This is a genomic window from Paucidesulfovibrio gracilis DSM 16080, from assembly GCF_900167125.1.
Taxonomy (GTDB): Bacteria; Desulfobacterota; Desulfovibrionia; order Desulfovibrionales; family Desulfovibrionaceae; genus Paucidesulfovibrio; species Paucidesulfovibrio gracilis.
Genome location: NZ_FUYC01000001.1, coordinates 291,424 through 309,405, shown reverse-complemented (window position 1 = coordinate 309,405; position 17,982 = coordinate 291,424). Strand labels below are relative to the sequence as shown.

The window sequence follows — 17,982 nt, the reverse complement described above, 5'->3', positions numbered from 1 at the left end:
GAGACGACTTCTCAATGTAAGCGCGATACTAGCGCAACTCCGGAGGGACTTCAACGCGTAGCACGTTTGAGATACCAATCCTCAAAGTTCCTCCATGCCCTGGGACGTCCTCGGCCACCGGGCCATTGGGTTGTGGCGTTTCGCTAATGGATGTTTGACTGACGGCTCCCGAATCGTGAACGGGAGCCGCGTTAAACAAGTCAGGCCTTGTCGCGCAGGGTTGTGATGTGTTGCTTGAGGCGGTCGTCATCACCGAACAAGAACTGTTTGCTCATGTCCGGGGTATAGGAGGAGGCCGGTGTGTTCCGGCCCAGGGCATGCGCCATTTCACGGATATGAACGGCCGAGCAGCCGCAGCAGACGCCGAGATAGCGGATTCCCATATCGTAAGCGTTTTGGGCGAACCGGGCCATTTCGTAGCGGTTGCAGGCCATGGGATCCAGAGCCGTGGGAAAGGTGGTCAAAAATGGTTGATCCGCGGAGCTGTTGGGGTCAGGCAGGTTAAAGAACGTGGGATGCCGTTTGGTCGTACGGAACGGCACGGGCAATGCCGCCATGTGGCCGTTGATTTCACTACGGATGCGGCGGAGATGCGGGAGCATGGTCTCCGGGCCACGAAAGCAGTTCATTCCCACCACGTCGGCGCCCTTGTCCTCCAGTCGGCGGCAGGATTCCTCCACAGTCAAGCCGTCCCGAAGCACGCCTTCTGCGAACAGGCCGAGGGTCACCACGCAGGGCAGGCCCGACTTGCGGACTTCCTCCAGCGCAATGACCGCTTCCTCATGATAGTAGAAGGTTTCGCAGACCATGTAGTCCACTTCCGCATCCACGGCCCAACCCACCATTTCTTCAAACATGGTGCGCACATCATCACGGCTTGCGGGGTCGTCGGGGTTGAAGACGTTGGTGTTGGAGATGTTTCCCGCAACAAGTGGCGTTTCCGGCCATTCTTCGGCGGCCACATCCTTGGCAATGCGCAGAGCCGCCGTGTTCAGCGGTTCCAAAAGGTGTTCCTTTTCCATGATGCGCATCTTTTCCCGGTGTGCGTTGTAGGTGAAGGCCACGATGACGTCGGATCCGGCATGGACGAATTCCCGGTGCAGATTGGCCAGTACATCGGGATGATCCAATGCGACTTCAGGGACGAAGGATCCTGCCTGCAAATATCCACGCCGTTCCATCTCAAAAAGATATCCTTCCGCGCAGAGAACGCCGCCTTGGGCAAGCCGCTCATGCAAGGACCGCTTCATCGTTCACCTCCTGTTACGGGACCATGGCCGGTCCCGAAATATTCGTTGTACGCGGTTGGTGCAGGCCGCGTGATCAAGTGTCCCTCCGAACCGTTTCCGGTACGTTGTTCGATTCGACACTGAAATTACACTATTCGATACTACCCATACGAATGAGGAGGTCAACGAAGAAGCGAAGGCGGCCGGGACAATATAACAGAGCGGAGCGGAGAGGGGACCGTGGGAAGAACAGGGATGCAAAGAGGCCGTCCTCTCGTTTGGTACGAAAGGACGGCCTTGTAGAGCGGTATTGCTGGGACCGGAGCCTTGCCCGAACCGGGTTCGGCGCTACTCCTGGCCTTCGCTTTGGTTGTCGGTATTGCCCAGGGGGACGCCATAGAAGTCGGTCTGGATGTGGCATTCGCCGCAAGTGATGGGACCGGCCTTGGCTTCCTCGTGACATTCGATGCACTGCTTGTGGTAGGCATTCAGCAAGGACATATCACCCGTTGCGGACTCGTCGTGGCAGTCCTTGCAGGGGATCATGTCGCCCTCGGTGAAGTTGCCGTCCTCGTCCACGCCGTCATGGTGGCAAGGCAGGCAGGAGCCGTCGATCATCTCCAGATCCATATGCTGGGTATGCGTGAAGGTCACGGCCGGGCGTTGGGGGTTGACGAACCCGTAGTAGGCGTCTTCCCCGCCGATGGTCATGACGTCTTCCTGAGAGATGGCGGGCAGGAAGCAGAGCAGCGTGGCCATGGCCGCACAGGCGATGCAGATATACAATTTATTCATGGTGCTTCCTCCTTACTCCACGGCCTTGGTCTTTTCCATGTGCTCATAGATGATGTCGCCCAGGAATTTCAGGTCCATGCCCAGCTCGTAGCCATGGATGATGTCTTCCAGGCCGCCGTGACAGTTATGGCACGGCGAGATGACGGTGGCCACGCCCTTGTCCTTGACGCCTTGGAGCTGGTCGGCCTTGGCCTTGTTGCCCTTGACGCGCACGTTCTTGAACGGCGGGCCGCAGTTGATGACACCGCCGCCGGCGCAACAGCAGTAGTTGTACTCGCGGTTGGGGGTCATCTCAATGACTTCCTCGGCGATCTCATGGGCCACATAGCGCAGTTCGTTCATCAGTCCGCGGCCACGGATGATGTTGCACGGATCGTGGATAGTGACCGGTCCGGGGAATTTGGTCTTCATTTTGATCATGCCGGTGCGCAGCAGGTAGGCGAAGAACTCGATGGAGTGGACCACCTCGATGGGATAGTTGTCCCAGCCGCACCAGCGGTTGCCCATGTCGTACACGGAGCGGAACGCGTGACCGCATTCGCCCATGACGATTTTTTTGACCTTGAGATCCTGGGCGCATTCGAAGTGAGCGCGTTTGAGCCGGCCCATCATTTCGAAGTCACCGGTGTACATGGCCATATCGGAGTTGTCCCAACCCGGCAGGCTGGGCATGGTCCAGTTCACTCCGGCCTCGTGCAAGATGGCGGCAGCCTGGTAGATGAGCTGGGTGCGGAACTTGGGTTCCGGTCCGATGACCGAGTACATGATGTCCGCGCCTTCCACATCCAGCGGGATGCGCAGGTTCGGGAACTCGTCACGGGCTTCTTCTTCCTGCCAGAGCAGCGCGTCGGGCCACTCGTCGTCCTTGACCCACATCTGGTTGAATGTGGCGGAGTGAGAATGCGCGGTGTCCTGGATGTACTGCGGTGTTACGCCCAAAAGGTGGCAGAACCGGCGGACCATGGACATGATGTACCCGGTGTCGATACCCAGCGGGCAGTAATGCATGCAGCGTCGGCAGAGGTTGCACTCGGTGTAGGCGATTTGCGCACACTTGTAGATGAATTCAGGATCCACCCGTCCTTTTTTCTTGATCAGGACGTTCATGGTCTGCGTGACCTTGCCCACGGGCGAGTAGCTGGGGTCGCCGTCGTGGGAAACGAAGTAGTGGCAGGCTTCGGAGCACATGCCGCAACGTACGCAGGTTTCCTGGTAGACACGGAGCTTGGCTCCGGCCTCGGTGTCCATGAATTTCAGGAATGTTTCCTGTATCTTTTCCGGGGTGAGCTTGGCGATGCCGTCCTTCAACCCGATATCGTCGATTTTTCTATCAAACTTGGCTTCTTTCACTGGGAAAACCCTCCTTCGGCCGGTTTACCAGTCCTTGACCTTGCGCACGCCGCCGAACTCGGAACCGATGTAGGCCCGGGTAAAGAGGGCGAAAAGCATGTGCGAAAGGCGGGAGAACGGGATGAGCGCCAGCCAGGCCAGGCCGGTGATCACATGGAGCACGATCATGAACTGGTAGTCAAAGATCTGATGGTAGGCCAGATACCCGGTGATGAACGGGCTGACCACCAGCAGAAGCACCCACCAGTCTTTGGCCTCGGTAATGAACTTGACCCTGGGGTAGGCCAGGCGGCGCACCGCGAAGAACACGCAGGCGGCGATGACGAGCAGGGTCATGATGTCGGCCACGTTGTCCGGCAGGGTCCAGAAGAACTCGATGCCGAAGTACTGCTGCCAAAGAATGGCGTGGGCGCTCAGGAAGATGGGCACCAGCACGAGGCAGATGTGGAACACGAAGGTCACGGCGGTGACCAGCGGGTTGTTCTTCCAGCCCGTGGTGAAGAAGGGAATCAGCCAGGCGCCGATGGAGCGCAGGCCGAATTTCCAGCTCATGTAATGGGCCGAGGTGGCGTCTTTGGTGATGAATTTGTTGTAGGCGTAAACAAGCTTGTAGATCGCGCCGAGGATGAATACGCCCCAGCCGAACCAAGCCAGGGGGCCGACGACGAAATTATAGATATCGTGCATGGTTTCCCCCGCGGGTTAAAAGCCGGTGGCGTCAAGCACGCTACGGCTGTACTCTGTTCCGGAAACACCCTTGACCAACACCTTGGTCGAATCCGGGCTGAACGCGGGCGTGAAGGCCCGGTCAAAGGATTCGCCACAGGGCTTGCCGTTCACCAGGATGTTGAACTTGCCGTCCTTCTCGGCCACGCAACCCACCTTGGAACCGTCGGGGCTGAACACGGCCGGGAAGATCATGTCGTAATCGCCGGCCCAGGCCGTTCCGTCCACGACCATGGTGTACTGGTCGTTGGGCTTTTTGGCGATGGCAGCGGCCTTTTCGCCGTCAGGGCTGACGACCAGGTTGGTGACCACGGGGAAGGTCACGCTCCAGGGGGCGTTGTTCTTGACCACGGTGAACTTGCCGAAGCCGCTGGCACCAATGGCGAAGAGGTTTTTGCCGTCCTGGGCGAACTGGGGATGCCAGAGCTGGGTCCATTTGTTGTCCCAGACAAGCTCGCCGTTGGCGGCCATGCCCCACTTGCCGGCGATGCGCACCGGAGCGAACACGTCTTTGCCGCCGGGCTTGAAGACCGGCTCCCACACACAGTTGTAATTCTTGTTCCAGACCTTGCCGTCTACGGCGATGGTGTAGTCGTAGAGGCTGCGGCGCACCTGGCAGGCCACGCTGGCGCAGTCGTCGCTGAACACCGGGGTGTAGACGTTGACGAAATTTTCCTTCCAGGCCACGCCGTTTACGGCCACGGAAAAAATGCCGGATTGGAATTTGAAGATTTCAGCCTGTCCCATAGGCTCGGTCTGCACGGCGCAGGCCACGCTTTTGCCGTCCGCCCCCATGGTGAAGTTGTTGGCGTTGTCGAACAGGTCTTCCCAGGCGGTCCCGTTCACGCACATCCCGTACTTCATGTCCTGCTGTACGGCCACGGCGACACCGCCGCCCTTGGTCATGATGTTCCAAAGAAAGCCGTACCCCTCGGGCCAGACTTCGCCGTCCACGGAAACGTACCATTCCATGTCCTGCGAAACCAGGGTCACGTACTTGCCGTCGGGAGTGAACTTCGGACAGATCGCCTTTTCGAACCGGTCCTCACCGAATTCGCCGTTCACGCAAAGCCCGAATTCGGCTTCGTCCGTGCAGCAGATTGCCGCAGCGGTTTCGCCGTCGGGACTGACGTGCAGTTCCTCCATCCATTGGACCCCTTCGGAACACTTGGCCGTGTCAAGTACGACCCGTTTCCCAGGATCCCAATCCCAGTTGCTTCTGTCCTGCATGTGATGCCTCCAGATACATGTGCCGTTGATCCGACGCGGGCGACCCGGACTGCCGCCCTTCTCTCTCTCAGCATAATCCCGGGGAGTAGCACCCGGGAATATTGTGCTAAAATTCACACGAGACTTACACGAAAAAGCCCGATGAGGAAACCAGTTTTTCCGAGGAAATTTCCCGATGCCTACCTAAAATGTCCAGATTAGTAAACAGGTAGGCATTGTTTGCTCTATTGCCCGGTCTTCCCCGACCATACGGCCTCACGCCGTTTTACTGGGTTCCCGGCATACGGCAAATCGCGGACAAAGACAAAACTTTTCCCCATGCCGCATGGCCGGATGCTGTGAAAACAGCCCCGGGCAGAAAATTGCTGCCGTGCTAGCTCTCCAGAATCCTGCCCAGTTTGTCGAAATCCACGGACGTGGTCACCAGCCGTGCCCCATGCGTGACCTTGATGGTGTCGCGGAGTTTGTGGCTGGAAAGAATGGTCTCCATTTTCTTCGCCACGGTGTAGGTATCGTCGCGCACCATCAGGATCGGGGTCTCCAGCACCTCGGATCGGGTCAGGATAATGTCGTTGGGATAGAGGTTGCCGGTGAGGATGAGGCAGGGGCATGCGCCCTCCAGGGCCACCAGCTGCACGTCCGAACGGTCGCCTCCCACGATGATGGCGGAATTTTTGTGCCGCCGGAAATGGGTCATGAAATTTTCCACCTGCATGGTGCCGATGAGGAAATTTTCCACCACGCGGTCGGCCCGCTGGTGCGCGGAAACGATTTTTCCGGACAACCGTTCGGCCAGATCGCCCACGCGGATGGCCCCCATGACCGGATCCGAGGGGATCACGCCCAGGATGTCCAGCCCGTTGCGTTCTAGAAACGGGCAGAGCAGTTCGTCCACTTCCCGGCGGTGGTCCTCGGGAACATCGTTGAGGATCACGCCTGCGAGGTCGTCGCCCAGCTCGCGCCGGGCGCGCAGCAGCGTGTCATAGCGCAGTTCTCCGAAATGGCGGTCAATGAGCAGGGTTTTGCAGCCCAGCTCGCGGGCCACGCGCGCGCCTTCAACGCCGCAATAGGCACCGGAATCAAGATAGGCTCCGGATCCGGCCACGATCATCACGTCCACGTCGCGGGACAGTTCCGCATACGCGTCCCTGATGCCCTGCATGAGGTCGCCCACACCGTCGGTAAAGGCCTGCACCTTGAAGTCGCGGGTAACGAGCACGGGCGTGACCAGGGCCGGGTCCGCGTCCAGTCCCAGTACTTCAAGCATGAAAAACGCGTCCTCATCGCCCACGGCCTCACCTTCCCGGCGGGGCATGGCGCCTACGGGCTTCATGTAGCCGACCTTGACGCCCTGCTTTTGCAGATGCAGGCCGAGCGCCGCGGCAATCAGATTTTTCCCGGAATATCCGGCAGTGGATCCTATATATATACCGACCATCAGTTCCTCCTTTTGGGGTCGCTCAAGGTATCCTCGGGATGCGGCGAGCGCAAGGTCATGCGGACATCCCCCACCAGAGCGCGTTCGCGGTCCACTAGTACGGGGTTGAACTCGGCCTCTACGATTTCAGGAATGTCCAGGGCGAGTTGTCCCAGGGTTAGGATGACCTGTTCCAGGGCTTCAAAATGAATGGGCTGTTCCCCGCGGACGCCCTTGAGTACCATGTAGGATCGGATTTCGCGCACGATTTCCGAGGCGTCCCGTTTGGTGAGGGGAGCCAGCCGAAAGGCCACATCCCCCATGATTTCCACATACACGCCCCCCAGACCGAACATGATCAACGGGCCGAACTGTTCGTCCCGCTGAAAACCGACAATGACCTCCTTGCACCCGGGCGGGGCCATACGCTGCACCACACAGCCCACCACGTAGGCATCGGGCCGCAGGTGTGTGGCCCGGGCCGTGATGTCCCAGAATTGACGGCGTACCTCTTCGGCATTGTGGATGTTGACGCGCACTCCGTCCACGTCGGATTTGTGGGAAATGTCGGGCGATGCGATTTTGAGCACCACGGGATAGCCAATGGCTTCGGCCTGCTCCACAGCCTGCTCGGAACTGCGCGCCAACCGGGTTTCCGGTCGGTCCAGGCCGTAGGCTTCCAACATTTCCTGGGCCTGAAATTCCACGATTTCCGTGTCGCCCCGCTGTGTTGCCTGGAGAATCAGGCCGCGGGCGCGATCCAGATCCCGTTGCACACGGGCAGCGGGTTCGTGCGGGCGTTGGCGGCGCAGATAGTGATCAAACATGGCCCGCACGCCCTGCACTGCCGGTTCAGGAAAAGCAAAACAGGGAACCCCGGCCTTGTCCAAAATTTCTTTTCCGGCCCGCACGCCCTCCATCCCCATAAAGCAGGCGAAGATTGGCTTTTCCGGCATGCGTCGTGCGAGGTCCGCCACTTCCCGGGCCGTGCTTTCGGCCTGGGCCTGGGCCGTGGGCGTGAGCATGACCAATAGGGCGTGAGTCATGGGGTCGCCCAGCACGATTTCCATGGTTTTTCGGTAGCGGCGCGGATCCGCGTCTCCCAGGATGTCGAACGGATTGTAAAAATCCGAATGCGGGGGCAAAAACGCCTGGAGTCGTTCCACGGTGCGTTGTCCGGGCCGGGCCACTGTCAGGCCGAAGCGTCCGCACGCGTCCGCCGCGAGGATGCCCGGTCCACCGGAATTGGTGACCACGGCCAGATTCGGCCCACGCGGCAGGGGCTGTTCGGAAAACGCCCGGGCCAGTTGGAACAGGCTTTCCACATCCGCTACACGTATAATGCCGGACTGACGGAACGCGGCTTCATAAGCCTGATCCGACCCGGCGATGGCTCCGGTGTGGGAGCTGGCGGCCTTGGCGCCGGTGGGTGTGGTGCCGGATTTGATCATCAACACGGGCTTATGGGCGCATACGGCCTTGGCACTGCGCAAAAAGCGCTCTCCGCGTTCCACGTTTTCCACGTAGCCGAGGATCACGTCGGTTTCCGGGTCTTCGCCCAGGTAGTCGAGCATGTCAGCTTCGTCGAGCATGGCCTTGTTGCCCAGGCTCACGAACTTGGAAAAGCCCATGCGTTCGCCCACGGCCCAATCGAGAATGGCCACGCAGAGCGCTCCGGACTGGGAGAAAAATCCGATACGCCCCGGGCGGGGAAGGTCCGCGGCAAAGGAGGCGTTCACCCCGGCTGCGGCGTTGATCAACCCCAGACAGTTGGGACCAAGGAGCTGCATCCCGGCATCCCGGCAGATTTCCGTAATTTCGCGTTCCAGAAACCAGCCGTCGCCGCCCACTTCCTTGAACCCGGCGGTGATCACGATGACGGCGCGGGCCTTTCGGCGGCCCAGTTCGCGCAAAGTATCCGGCACCCGGCGGCGGGGCAGGGCTACCACGGCCAAATCCACCCCCTGCGGCAATTCCTCCACGGACGGAACCACCGGCAGGCCCAGGATTTCTCCGCCTTTGGGGTTCACTGGCAGGAGTTGGCCGGTAAACCCGGCATCCAGCATATTGCGGAGCACGGTGTGGCCCACTTTGCCCGGCGTGGCCGAGGCTCCCACCACGGCTACGGAGTGGGGGTGAAAAAAGTGACGCAGATCCATGTGCGGTCCGGTTTGGTTTTCAGCCACAGTGTCTCCCGGCAATGCCGTACCTTGATGCCTCGTCAAGCGGGGCGGTGAGAACAATGAACCCGGTCATCCGGCGGGGCGGCGGCCGGAAACGGGGTCTTATAGGTTGTTGTTCATTGTTGGTTAATTGTTGTTTGTTTGTCCCCAGGTTCCCCCTGCAACGCGTGATCGCCAATTTGCATGCGCCGTTGCAGCTCCAAGGCGTCGCGCAGCCGTTGTTCAATGCGCTGCCGGGCCGTGAGAAAAAGATCTGTTGGAGCGAGGTCCGCGGCCCGCGTATAATACGTTTTGGCCTGTTCCAAATCCAGCAGACGACCCCGCCGTTCCAGGGCGACGCCAAGGTTATACAGCGAGGCCGCATCTGAGGGATTGCCAGCCAGCACGGCTTTCCACAGTTGCATGGCCGCGCCCCACTGATCCTGATCCGCCAGCTCGGCTCCCCGTTTTACCCGTGGGTCGCTGCCCTCGGCCAGGGCCACGGTCATTTCATAGGCCGCTGGAATCAGTCGATGCGCCAAGTCCCGGGCTGCCTCGCATGCCAGATCGTCCATGGCCCTGTCCAGTGGGGGCATGTCCTGTAACGGTTCATGCCCTTCCTCGCAATCCGAATCCGCCCGGGGGCAGGCCCGGCCGCCATACCTGCATGCAAAGCGCTGTTGGACATGGTCCTCGGCCAGCGTCCGGCTCCCGGAGCAAACGCGCATGTCCAATTGCATGTCCAGACGCCGATCCACATAGGGGTAGCGCTTGAGTCGCTTTACCGGCACTTCCTCCGTGTAGGAACGGACCACGTTGTCGTCCCCGTCGCGAACGGTAACCGTTCGGGTCCGGGTGTCTTTGATGGTGCGCAGGTCCACGCCGCGGTCATTGAAGGCGGAGCCGTGAACGGTCACCAGGACAACGGCCTGGGCCTGATCCATTGGAACCAAAGTAAAACGGTCCGACTCGTTGAGCGTGCGCAAAAAGCAATCTCTGGCCCGGTACGCGGGAGCGCCACGGAATGCAGGGACCGCCAGTTTTCGGATGCCGGGCAGAGCCACCTCGGCGGGCCGGAGGGCGTGCATGCGTGTGGAGGGTCCGCAGCCCGAAAAAAGAAAAAGGATCAACAACAAAAAACAGGGGATGTGCAGCCGGGAAGTGGATTTCATGGATGCTTCATACCCTCCGCGCAATAAGGAAATCAAGCCGAAGGCTGTCCGGCTGTGTGATCGGGAGGCAACCTTACCGGAATACAGGGAAAAAAGCCAAGAGGCGGACTGTGGGCAAAAAGATGCGTGACGTGGGCGCTTTGGTCAGATCAAGCGGGCCAGGAAAAGGGAACGTAGGGCAGGGGCATTTTCCCGGTCCGGCCATCCGGTCCTGGCGAGGTAGCATGCGGCAGATGTCGGAGACGCGGGGCGGCCAAGGAAAGGCAAACGGCATGGCCCTCAAAGAAAGCCATGCCGCGTCGCCGTCTTCATGCGGTGCATGCGGACGGATAAACATCACTCCATGTCCTGGTCCTCTTCCTCCCGACCAAGACATTTGGCCTGATCGTGTACCAGGTCGGCAAAACTGATGGAGTCCAGCTTTTCAAACATGGCTTCGCTGGCAATGCGCCAAAGGTGCCGTGTGAGGCATTCGGCGCTGCGTTCGCATTGATCCTTGCCGCGAACGCAAAATACGAGGTGCCGGTGCCCTTCCAGCACGCGCACGACCTCGCCCACGGAAATATCCTCGGCGGGCTTGCCGAGCATATGGCCGCCCTTGGGACCGCGGCGGCTGTTGATCAAACCGGCATCACGCAGTTCCCGGATGAGTTTTTCCAGGTACTTGACGGAAACCTTTTGCCGTTTGGCAATGTCGCCGATGCGCACCGGCCCGTCGCCCGCGTGTTGGGCGATGTCCAAAACCATGCGCGTTCCGTAGCGGCTTCTCGTGGTCAGCTTCATTCCTCTCCTCCTGCTTCGCGGGCCGCCATGCCGCGTATCCCAATCAATCCCCCGTGGTCGCATAGCAAAATCAGATCACAAAGGAAAGACTTTGAACGCTGATATCCTCCCAAAAAGGGGGTAAAAAAACACTTTTGTATCGGCAACGGCTTTGCTAAACTATGTTTCAGCGCAATGAACCTGCCGGAATCGAAGCCTGTCGCGTCTTGAGCCGGGACACCTTTTCAGAAAAGCGGAAGCAATCATCATCCACGTCGTTCCGCCTTGCTCCCCTGCTGTCCACTGGACGGATCGGTCCGGTTGCGTCATTGTCGCCGTCCCGTTTGGATACGATCTCCGCGCCGCTCAGCCCGGAGCATCGATTTCCCCGCAACGAAAGGGATCACGGCAAATGCGTCGTCGGTCCTCAGCCCACACCGTATTTGGAGTCATTGCATGAGCAAGCAAGTCATGGTCGTTGATGACGACCTCAACCAAGTGGTTGCCCTGGCCAGGGAGTTTGAAGACCACGGATACGTCACCTGCACGGCGCGGGATGGCGTGGAAGCCCTGGCCGTCATGAAGGACACGCTGCCGGATCTGGTGGTGCTGAATCTGGAAATGCCCGATGAATGGGGACCGCGGTTTTACCGCAAGTTCAACCAGGATCCTGAGCTGGCGGATACGCCCGTCATCGTCATGAGCCGGTTGCCCGGCATTCATCTGGCCATTCGAAACGCGCTCGCCACTGTGAGCAAGCCCCTTGATCATGATCAGATCATCACCCTTGTTCAGGAAACCATTGGTGCCTGAGCAACGCCTTTGCTTCCGGTTCGGCGTCGTTATCGGCCTTGGAACCGGTTCTGCACATCGCCCTTGAAAAAAGTCCGGGGGAGGAGCCTCGTGAAAAAGGCTCTTCCCCCGGCGGAAACAGCGCCGCGGCGCTGCCGATTGTTCAAAACGATTCCAACTAGAGAATGTAGCGGGACATGTCCCGGTCTTCCACTACCTCGGCCAGCTGTCCGCGCACATACTCGCGGTCCACCACCACGGTGGAGCCGGACTTGTCCGGCGCTTCAAAGGAAAGCTCGGCCAGAAGTTTTTCCATGATCGTATAAAGCCGCCGCGCTCCGATGTTCTCGGTATCCTCGTTGATTTTTTCCGCAGTAGCGGCCATTTCCTCCAGGGCTTCCCGGGTGAAGTCCAGGGTGATGCCTTCGGTTTCCAGCAGGGCTTTGTACTGGACCGTAAGGGCGTTCTGCGGTTCCGTGAGGATGCGGTAGAATTCGTCCTTGCCCAGAGCCTGCAACTCCTCGCGCAGGGGGAAGCGGCCCTGGAGTTCGGGGATCAGGTCCGAAGGCTTGGCATAATGGAAGGCACCCGCCGCAATGAAAAGAATGTGGTCGGTTTTGATCATGCCGTACTTGGTGTTCACCACGCACCCTTCCACCACGGGGAGCAGATCCCGCTGTACGCCTTCGCGGGATACGTCGGTCCCGCTGCCCTGGTCCTGGCGGGCGGCCACTTTGTCCAACTCGTCGATGAACAGAATACCGGTCTGCTCCACGCGTTCGCGGGCCAGCTCCATGACCTTGTCCATGTCGATGAGTTTGTCGGACTCTTCCTGAATGAGCACCTCGTACGCGTCCTTGACCTTCATTTTCCGGCGCTTTTTCTTGTTCGGGAAGAAGCGGCCCAGGGCGTCCTGCATCTGCATGCCCATGTCCTCCATGCCGGGAATGGCCATAATGCTCACGGACGGATCCGCCTGGCTGGACACTTCCAGCTCCACTTCCTTCTCGTCGAGCTGCCCCTTGCGCCACATGGCGCGGAATTTTTCGCGGGTGCCGTCATCGGGTTTCGCAGGGGTGGGTTCTTTGGATTCCTCCCCGCCGGACATGAAAAAGCCCGGGCTTTTGGACTGCTTTTCGCGGGATCCGGGCAACAGCAGATCCAGGAGCCGGTCCTCCGCGGATTTCTCCGCTTTGATGCGCACACGCTCGATTTCCTCGTTGCGCACCATGCCCACGCCGATTTCCATCAGGTCGCGGATCATGGATTCCACGTCGCGGCCCACGTAGCCCACTTCCGTGAATTTGGTGGCCTCCACCTTGAAGAAGGGGCAGCCCGCGAGATTGGCCAGGCGTCGGGCGACTTCGGTTTTTCCCACGCCCGTCGGTCCCATGAGGATGATGTTTTTGGGCGCGATCTCGTCGCGCAGTTCCGGGTCGATCTGCTGGCGGCGCCAACGGTTGCGCATGGCAATGGCCACGATGCGTTTGGCGGCTTCCTGGCCGATGATGTAGCGGTCCAGTTCCGAGACGATTTCACGGGGCGTCAGATTGCTCATGATGTTTTCTCTTGGGTCTGGATGAGGATGTGGTCGTTGGTGTAGACGCAGATGTCCGAGGCGATGCGCATGGCCTTTTCCGCGATTTCCCGTGCGGGGAGGTCGGTCTCGCTTTTCATGGCCCGGGCCGCGGCCAGGGCGAAGGAGCCGCCCGATCCGATGGCGGCCACATCGTCATCCGGTTCGATCACGTCGCCGTTGCCGGTGATGATCAGGATGTTTTCCGCATCCGCAGCCAGAAGCATGGCCTCGAGTTTGCGGAGGTACTTGTCGGTGCGCCAGTCCTTGGCCAGTTCCACGGCGGCGCGGATAAGGTTGCCGGAAAAGGATTCCAGCTTTTTTTCAAAGCGTTCAAACAGCGTAAAGGCGTCGGCCGTGGCACCGGCGAACCCGACGGTGACCTTGTCCTTATAGATGGTCCGCACTTTACGGGCGCCGTGCTTCATGACCATGGCCTGCCCGAAGGTGACCTGGCCGTCTCCGGCCACGGCGGTGCCGTTTTCGTCCTTGACCGCCAGGATGGTGGTTCCTCTCAGTTCCATGGGCGCTCCTTTGGGGGCGGTGGTTTGCGTTCCGGTCGGGCACTGATTGCCGACCGAAGCGGGATGCATCGTTTACAAAAGTTTTCTGGCCTGTTCCTGCCAGTGGTGACAGGCGTCCGCCCCGTGAAGAATCAGTTGGACGGACTGGACGAGTCCCTCTTCCAGCCCTTCGGCCAGGGTGCGCAGGGCAATGGGCGCGGCCTGTTCCACGGGATAGCCGTACGCCCCGCAGGAAATGGCGGGGAAGGCCAGCGATGGAATGTTATGGGCGCGTGCCAGGAGCAGACTCACGGTGTAGGCGGATTCCAGAAGCCGCGCTTCGTTGTTCTCTCCGCCGTTCCAAATGGGACCGACGGCATGGATGACGTAGTCGTGCGGCAGGTCAAAGGCGGGGGTGATGACCGCATCGCCCGGGCTGACCATGCCGTGAACCCGCACAAGATCTTGTCCTGTAAGCAGAAGCTTTGGTCCGGCCGCACGCTGGATGGCGCCGTCCACGCCGCCGCCTCCGGCCAGGCGAGGATTGGCCGCATTCACGATGGCCCGGGTGTCGGCGCGGGTGATGTCGCCTTCCAGAATGTGCAGGGAGTTGCCGGAAAATGTCCAGGTTTGCATGGGCAATGAGTGTAATGCCGAATCACGGCTTGGCAAGGGGGCGCGGATGAGAAACCCGGCAAACGGGGGCGGATATGCTCGGTGCCGGGACTTGCGCGGAGGTCAGAATGTGATGTTCACTCCAAAGCGTGTGGTCAGGCCGCTGTCCGGCCGGGAGGGATCCTGATGAAAGGGGGAAAGGTCGGCATCGGAGCCGTTCAGTCCGTAGCTGAACCCCATGTAGGCGTTCCAGGGGCTGGGTTGCTCGGTCTCAGGGTCCAGGTGCAGGAGGCGTAGGCCGAGAAACACGTTGGCAACGCTGGAAGTGGCGTTGAGCAGGGAAGCGGGCGATTGGAGCGCTGCTTCGGATTGATCGGAAAGGATGTAGATCATCTGGCTTTGCACACTAAAATCGCCGATCATGTCTTCCAAGGAGGTGTCCAGAAACGAGTCGGAACCCGGGGCGGCGGACATTGTTTCGGAACCTTCCAGGGCCGGGTGGTCCGGGGAAGTGGCCGGGGATCCAGGTGGCAGGGTGCCGGGAATGGGTTCTCCGTCAAAGGCATCCCGCAACCCAAGTCCGTTGCCCGTGTCCAGGCGGAGTTGCTGCTCGGCGTGGCTGGCCTGCGGGCTAAGCGTGGTCAGGAGAAAAAGGGACAGTCCCAAGTAAAGCAGGATGCGCGTCATGGACATGGCTCCTGGTTGGCATCAAATTCCGAATACTTCTGATTACCCCCCGAAACCGGGAAATGCAAGAGCGCGAAAAAAGCGGGATCAGGCTTCCATGCCGCGCACTTCGCGGATGGCGTCAGCATAGGCCTTGAAGACGGATTCGCGGTCGATCAGCCCGAGGATGGTGTTGGTGTCGTTCTCGGCAACCACGGGAATCTGGTCGTAATCCGTGTCCACGAATTTGAGCAGGGCGGTATAGAGGTCGTAGTCCGGTCGCAGATACGCGGGCTTGCCGGCCAGATCCCGCACCACGAGCAGGTCGAACAGGGTGCGTTCGAAGATGACCTTGCGCGCGCTGGACAGGGAGAGCATGGAGGTGAATTCCCCCTCCACGTTGCGCACCGGGAAGACGAGCTGGTTCGAGTTGGCGATGACGTCCGTAAGCGCCTTGAGGGTGGTGCATTCTTCCAGGGTGATGACCAGACGCGGGCGGTAGTGGTCCTGGACTTTGAGTTCCTCAAGGATATTGATGGTGGCGTCCACCACATGGGCCGGGGAGTCGAATTTGTTGTCCACCTGGTTTTCGTAGAGGGAAAACCGGTGGCCCAGCACGATGCAGAGGGCCGAGGCCAGCATGAGCGGTGCCAGCAGGCCATACCCCTGAGTCAGTTCCGTGACCATGACCAGCGGACCAATGGGTGCATTGGCCACGCCCGCAAAAAACGCGGCCATGCCCACGAGCACGTATCCGCCGGGTTCCTGGGCGATGCCGGGATAAAAGCGGTGGGCCACTTGTCCCACGAGACCGCCGGTCATGCCGCCGACGAACAAGGCCGGGGCAAACATGCCGCCGCTCATGCCCGAGCCGATGGTCATGGAGGTAGCCAGGGTTTTGCCCAGAATAATGGCCAACATCATGCCGATGGTCATTTGGCCCATGATGGCGCCTTCGAGCCAGCCGTAGCCGCCCGACAGCAGCTCGGGAAACTGCATGCCCATGAGACCCATGAGCAGCCCGCCCACGGCCGTGGCCCACATGAGACCTACTTTTTCCTGCAATCGGCCGAAGATGGAATATTTGACGAAATAAAAGGTACGAACGTAAAACCAGCCCGAAGCGGCGCAGGCAACGGCAAGCAGGGCGTAAAAAATGAGTTCCCGAGCATCATGGAAGGAAAAATGCGGAATGCCGAAAATGGGTTCCGTGCCGTAAAACAGCGTGAACAGGCTGTAGGACACCACCGAGGAGAGCACGGCCGGGAGCACGGCTTCGGCCTCGAAATCTTCGCGGTAGATGACCTCAATGGCAGTGAGCGCGCCGCCCAGAGGGGCGCGGAAAATGGCCCCCAGACCGCCCGCTGCTCCGGAAAGCAGTAAAATACGCCGTTCTTTGACCGTGAGTTTGAGGCGTTGGGAAAGCCAGCAGCCCACGCCAGCACCGATCTGGGAGATCGGACCCTCGCGGCCCGCGCTGCCTCCCGTGGCAATGGTTCCCACTGCCGTCAGACCTTTGATCAGCCAGGCCCGGGCGCGGAGTACGCCGCCCTGGTTGTGAAAGGCCTTGATCATGGCGTCGGTGCCGTCGGTGCCGCTGTTGACGCTGTCTGGGATGAAACGGGTCACCAGCCAGCCCGTGATCAGGCCGACAAGGGTGGTGCCGATGGGGATGACCCAGGGCCGAAGTTCTCCGGCCGGGCCGTGAAAGATTTCCTCACCTGCCGGGGCAGGAAGGGATAGTCCCGCGAGTTTGTGCAGGATGAGAAATTTACCCAGTTCCACGGCACCAAAGAAAAGAACGGCGGCAAAACCGGACAAAATGCCCACCACCACACCGAGCAAAAGCCAGCGAACCGAGCTGACGTGCCGATAGGTGCGCAGAAACTCCCGCCAGGGGTGCAGCAGTTGAAGCAGCAGGTTCACGCCCGTACCTCCGGACCGTCGGGCGAAGCGGCCGTGGCCGGACCGGGGCAGGTGCAGGGACGCTCGGGCTGGGCCTCGGGGGAGCGAAGAATGGTTCGCCCCAGGCGGACATCCTCGGCAATGCGTGCCTTGAGTTCGTCCAGCCCGGAAAATTTCTTTTCGTCACGCAGACGCTGCACAAAGTGGACACGGATTCTGCGGCCGTAGAGGTCGCCGGAATAGTCGAGGATGTGCGGCTCCACGGACACGGCATCGTTGCCGAAGGTGGGGTTGGTGCCGATGTTGGCCACCCCGGGCAGGCAATGCCCGTCCAGCTCCACCCAGACTGCGTATACGCCCCGCTTGGGCACGAGCTCGTCCACCAGCTTGAGGTTGGCGGTGGGAAAGCCCAGCAGATCGCCGCCCCGTTTCATACCGTGCACCACCTCGCCGGAAACCTGGTAAAAGCGGGAGAGAAGCGGTCTGGCCTCCCATACGCGTCCGGCCTGGACCATGTCGCGAATGCGGGTGGAACTGACCACGGCGCCGTCATGGGTGACCGGATCCAGCCGAAAGACCTGAAAATCAAATTTTTCGCCCAGGCCTTGCAGCGTTTTGTAGTCCCCGGTGCGCCCCTTGCCCATGTGGTAGTCGTAACCGATGACCAGTTCACGCACATGGAGTGCGTCCACAAGGTAGGTCTTGACGAATTCCTCGGGGCTGAGTGCAGCCAGTTCGCGGGTGAAGGGAATCACCAACGCGGCTTCGGCGCCATGCTGTCGGATGAGTTCCAACTTTTGATCCGTGAGCGTGATGAAGGGGGGCGTTTGCGGCCCGACCAACACACGCAGGGGGTGCGGGTCAAAGGTGACCACGACGCTGGATGCACCACGGGTTTTGGCCTTGGCGCAGGTCATGCCGATGAGTTTTTGGTGGCCGAGATGGACGCCGTCAAAGTTGCCGATGGTCACCACGGATTCGGCAATCGCGTCCCGGAGTTCATGGATGGATGTTGCGACGATCATCGCCTTGTTCCGTGATTCGGGGATGTTTTTTCAAAGCCGGAATGAGTACACCAAAAT

16 protein-coding genes are annotated in these 17,982 nt (G+C 60.2%); 1 reads left to right on the top strand and 15 read right to left on the bottom strand.

What is annotated here, in order from left to right:
• Nucleotides 1-200: 200 nt before the first annotated feature.
• The 9 genes from B5D49_RS01410 to B5D49_RS01365 all read right to left on the bottom strand — a co-directional run bounded on the left by B5D49_RS01410 (nt 201) and on the right by B5D49_RS01365 (nt 10,864).
• Nucleotides 201-1,250, bottom strand: a complete 1,050-nt coding sequence (locus B5D49_RS01410; RefSeq protein WP_078715855.1) for a homocysteine S-methyltransferase family protein — start codon at nt 1,248-1,250, stop codon at nt 201-203.
• 327 nt (nt 1,251-1,577) lie between these two features.
• Nucleotides 1,578-2,024 (bottom strand): cytochrome c3 family protein, encoded by a 447-nt coding sequence (locus B5D49_RS01405; protein ID WP_078715854.1) that lies wholly within the window; start codon nt 2,022-2,024, stop codon nt 1,578-1,580.
• Between the two features lie 12 nt (nt 2,025-2,036).
• Complete coding sequence (gene tmcB, locus B5D49_RS01400) at nt 2,037-3,374, bottom strand: electron transfer complex ferredoxin TmcB (protein ID WP_234990590.1); 1,338 nt, start codon at nt 3,372-3,374, stop codon at nt 2,037-2,039.
• Between the two features lie 24 nt (nt 3,375-3,398).
• Nucleotides 3,399-4,061 carry a TmcC family electron transfer complex membrane anchor subunit gene (tmcC, locus tag B5D49_RS01395; protein WP_078715853.1) on the bottom strand — a complete coding sequence of 221 codons (663 nt, stop codon included), beginning with the start codon at nt 4,059-4,061 and terminating at the stop codon, nt 3,399-3,401.
• A 15-nt stretch (nt 4,062-4,076) separates the two neighbouring features.
• Complete coding sequence (gene tmcD, locus B5D49_RS01390) at nt 4,077-5,330, bottom strand: electron transfer complex subunit TmcD (RefSeq protein WP_078715852.1); 1,254 nt, start codon at nt 5,328-5,330, stop codon at nt 4,077-4,079.
• A gap of 373 nt (nt 5,331-5,703) precedes the next feature.
• Nucleotides 5,704-6,768: a phosphotransacetylase family protein gene (locus tag B5D49_RS01385; protein WP_078715851.1), complete on the bottom strand. Its 1,065-nt coding sequence runs from the start codon at nt 6,766-6,768 to the stop codon at nt 5,704-5,706.
• A complete protein-coding gene (locus B5D49_RS01380; protein WP_078716036.1) occupies nt 6,768-8,906 on the bottom strand; it encodes an acetate--CoA ligase family protein in 2,139 nt (712 codons plus the stop codon). Before B5D49_RS01380 ends, B5D49_RS01385 begins: the two co-directional genes overlap by 1 nt.
• A 140-nt stretch (nt 8,907-9,046) precedes the next feature.
• Complete coding sequence (locus B5D49_RS01375; protein ID WP_078715850.1) at nt 9,047-10,081, bottom strand: tetratricopeptide repeat protein; 1,035 nt, start codon at nt 10,079-10,081, stop codon at nt 9,047-9,049.
• 336 nt (nt 10,082-10,417) lie between these two features.
• Complete coding sequence (locus B5D49_RS01365) at nt 10,418-10,864, bottom strand: RrF2 family transcriptional regulator (protein ID WP_078715848.1); 447 nt, start codon at nt 10,862-10,864, stop codon at nt 10,418-10,420.
• A gap of 435 nt (nt 10,865-11,299) precedes the next feature.
• Between B5D49_RS01365 and B5D49_RS01360 the strand changes: the two genes are divergently transcribed.
• On the top strand, nt 11,300-11,656 hold the full coding sequence (locus tag B5D49_RS01360) for a response regulator (RefSeq protein ID WP_078715847.1): 357 nt from the start codon (nt 11,300-11,302) through the stop codon (nt 11,654-11,656).
• 157 nt (nt 11,657-11,813) lie between these two features.
• On the opposite strand, the gene hslU is transcribed toward B5D49_RS01360, so the two are convergent.
• The 6 genes from hslU to B5D49_RS01330 all read right to left on the bottom strand — a co-directional run bounded on the left by hslU (nt 11,814) and on the right by B5D49_RS01330 (nt 17,925).
• Nucleotides 11,814-13,193 (bottom strand): ATP-dependent protease ATPase subunit HslU, encoded by a 1,380-nt coding sequence (gene hslU, locus B5D49_RS01355; protein WP_327083001.1) that lies wholly within the window; start codon nt 13,191-13,193, stop codon nt 11,814-11,816.
• Nucleotides 13,190-13,735, bottom strand: coding sequence for an ATP-dependent protease subunit HslV (gene hslV, locus B5D49_RS01350; RefSeq protein ID WP_078715845.1), 546 nt, complete (start codon nt 13,733-13,735; stop codon nt 13,190-13,192). Before hslV ends, hslU begins: the two co-directional genes overlap by 4 nt.
• Before the next feature lie 72 nt (nt 13,736-13,807).
• Nucleotides 13,808-14,350 carry a macro domain-containing protein gene (locus tag B5D49_RS01345; RefSeq protein WP_078715844.1) on the bottom strand — a complete coding sequence of 181 codons (543 nt, stop codon included), beginning with the start codon at nt 14,348-14,350 and terminating at the stop codon, nt 13,808-13,810.
• A 102-nt stretch (nt 14,351-14,452) separates the two neighbouring features.
• Nucleotides 14,453-15,016, bottom strand: a complete 564-nt coding sequence (locus B5D49_RS01340; RefSeq protein WP_078715843.1) for a hypothetical protein — start codon at nt 15,014-15,016, stop codon at nt 14,453-14,455.
• 87 nt (nt 15,017-15,103) lie between these two features.
• On the bottom strand, nt 15,104-16,921 hold the full coding sequence (locus B5D49_RS01335) for a chloride channel protein (protein ID WP_078715842.1): 1,818 nt from the start codon (nt 16,919-16,921) through the stop codon (nt 15,104-15,106).
• Nucleotides 16,918-17,925, bottom strand: a complete 1,008-nt coding sequence (locus B5D49_RS01330) for a bifunctional riboflavin kinase/FAD synthetase (protein ID WP_078715841.1) — start codon at nt 17,923-17,925, stop codon at nt 16,918-16,920. Before B5D49_RS01330 ends, B5D49_RS01335 begins: the two co-directional genes overlap by 4 nt.
• Nucleotides 17,926-17,982 lie beyond the last annotated feature (57 nt).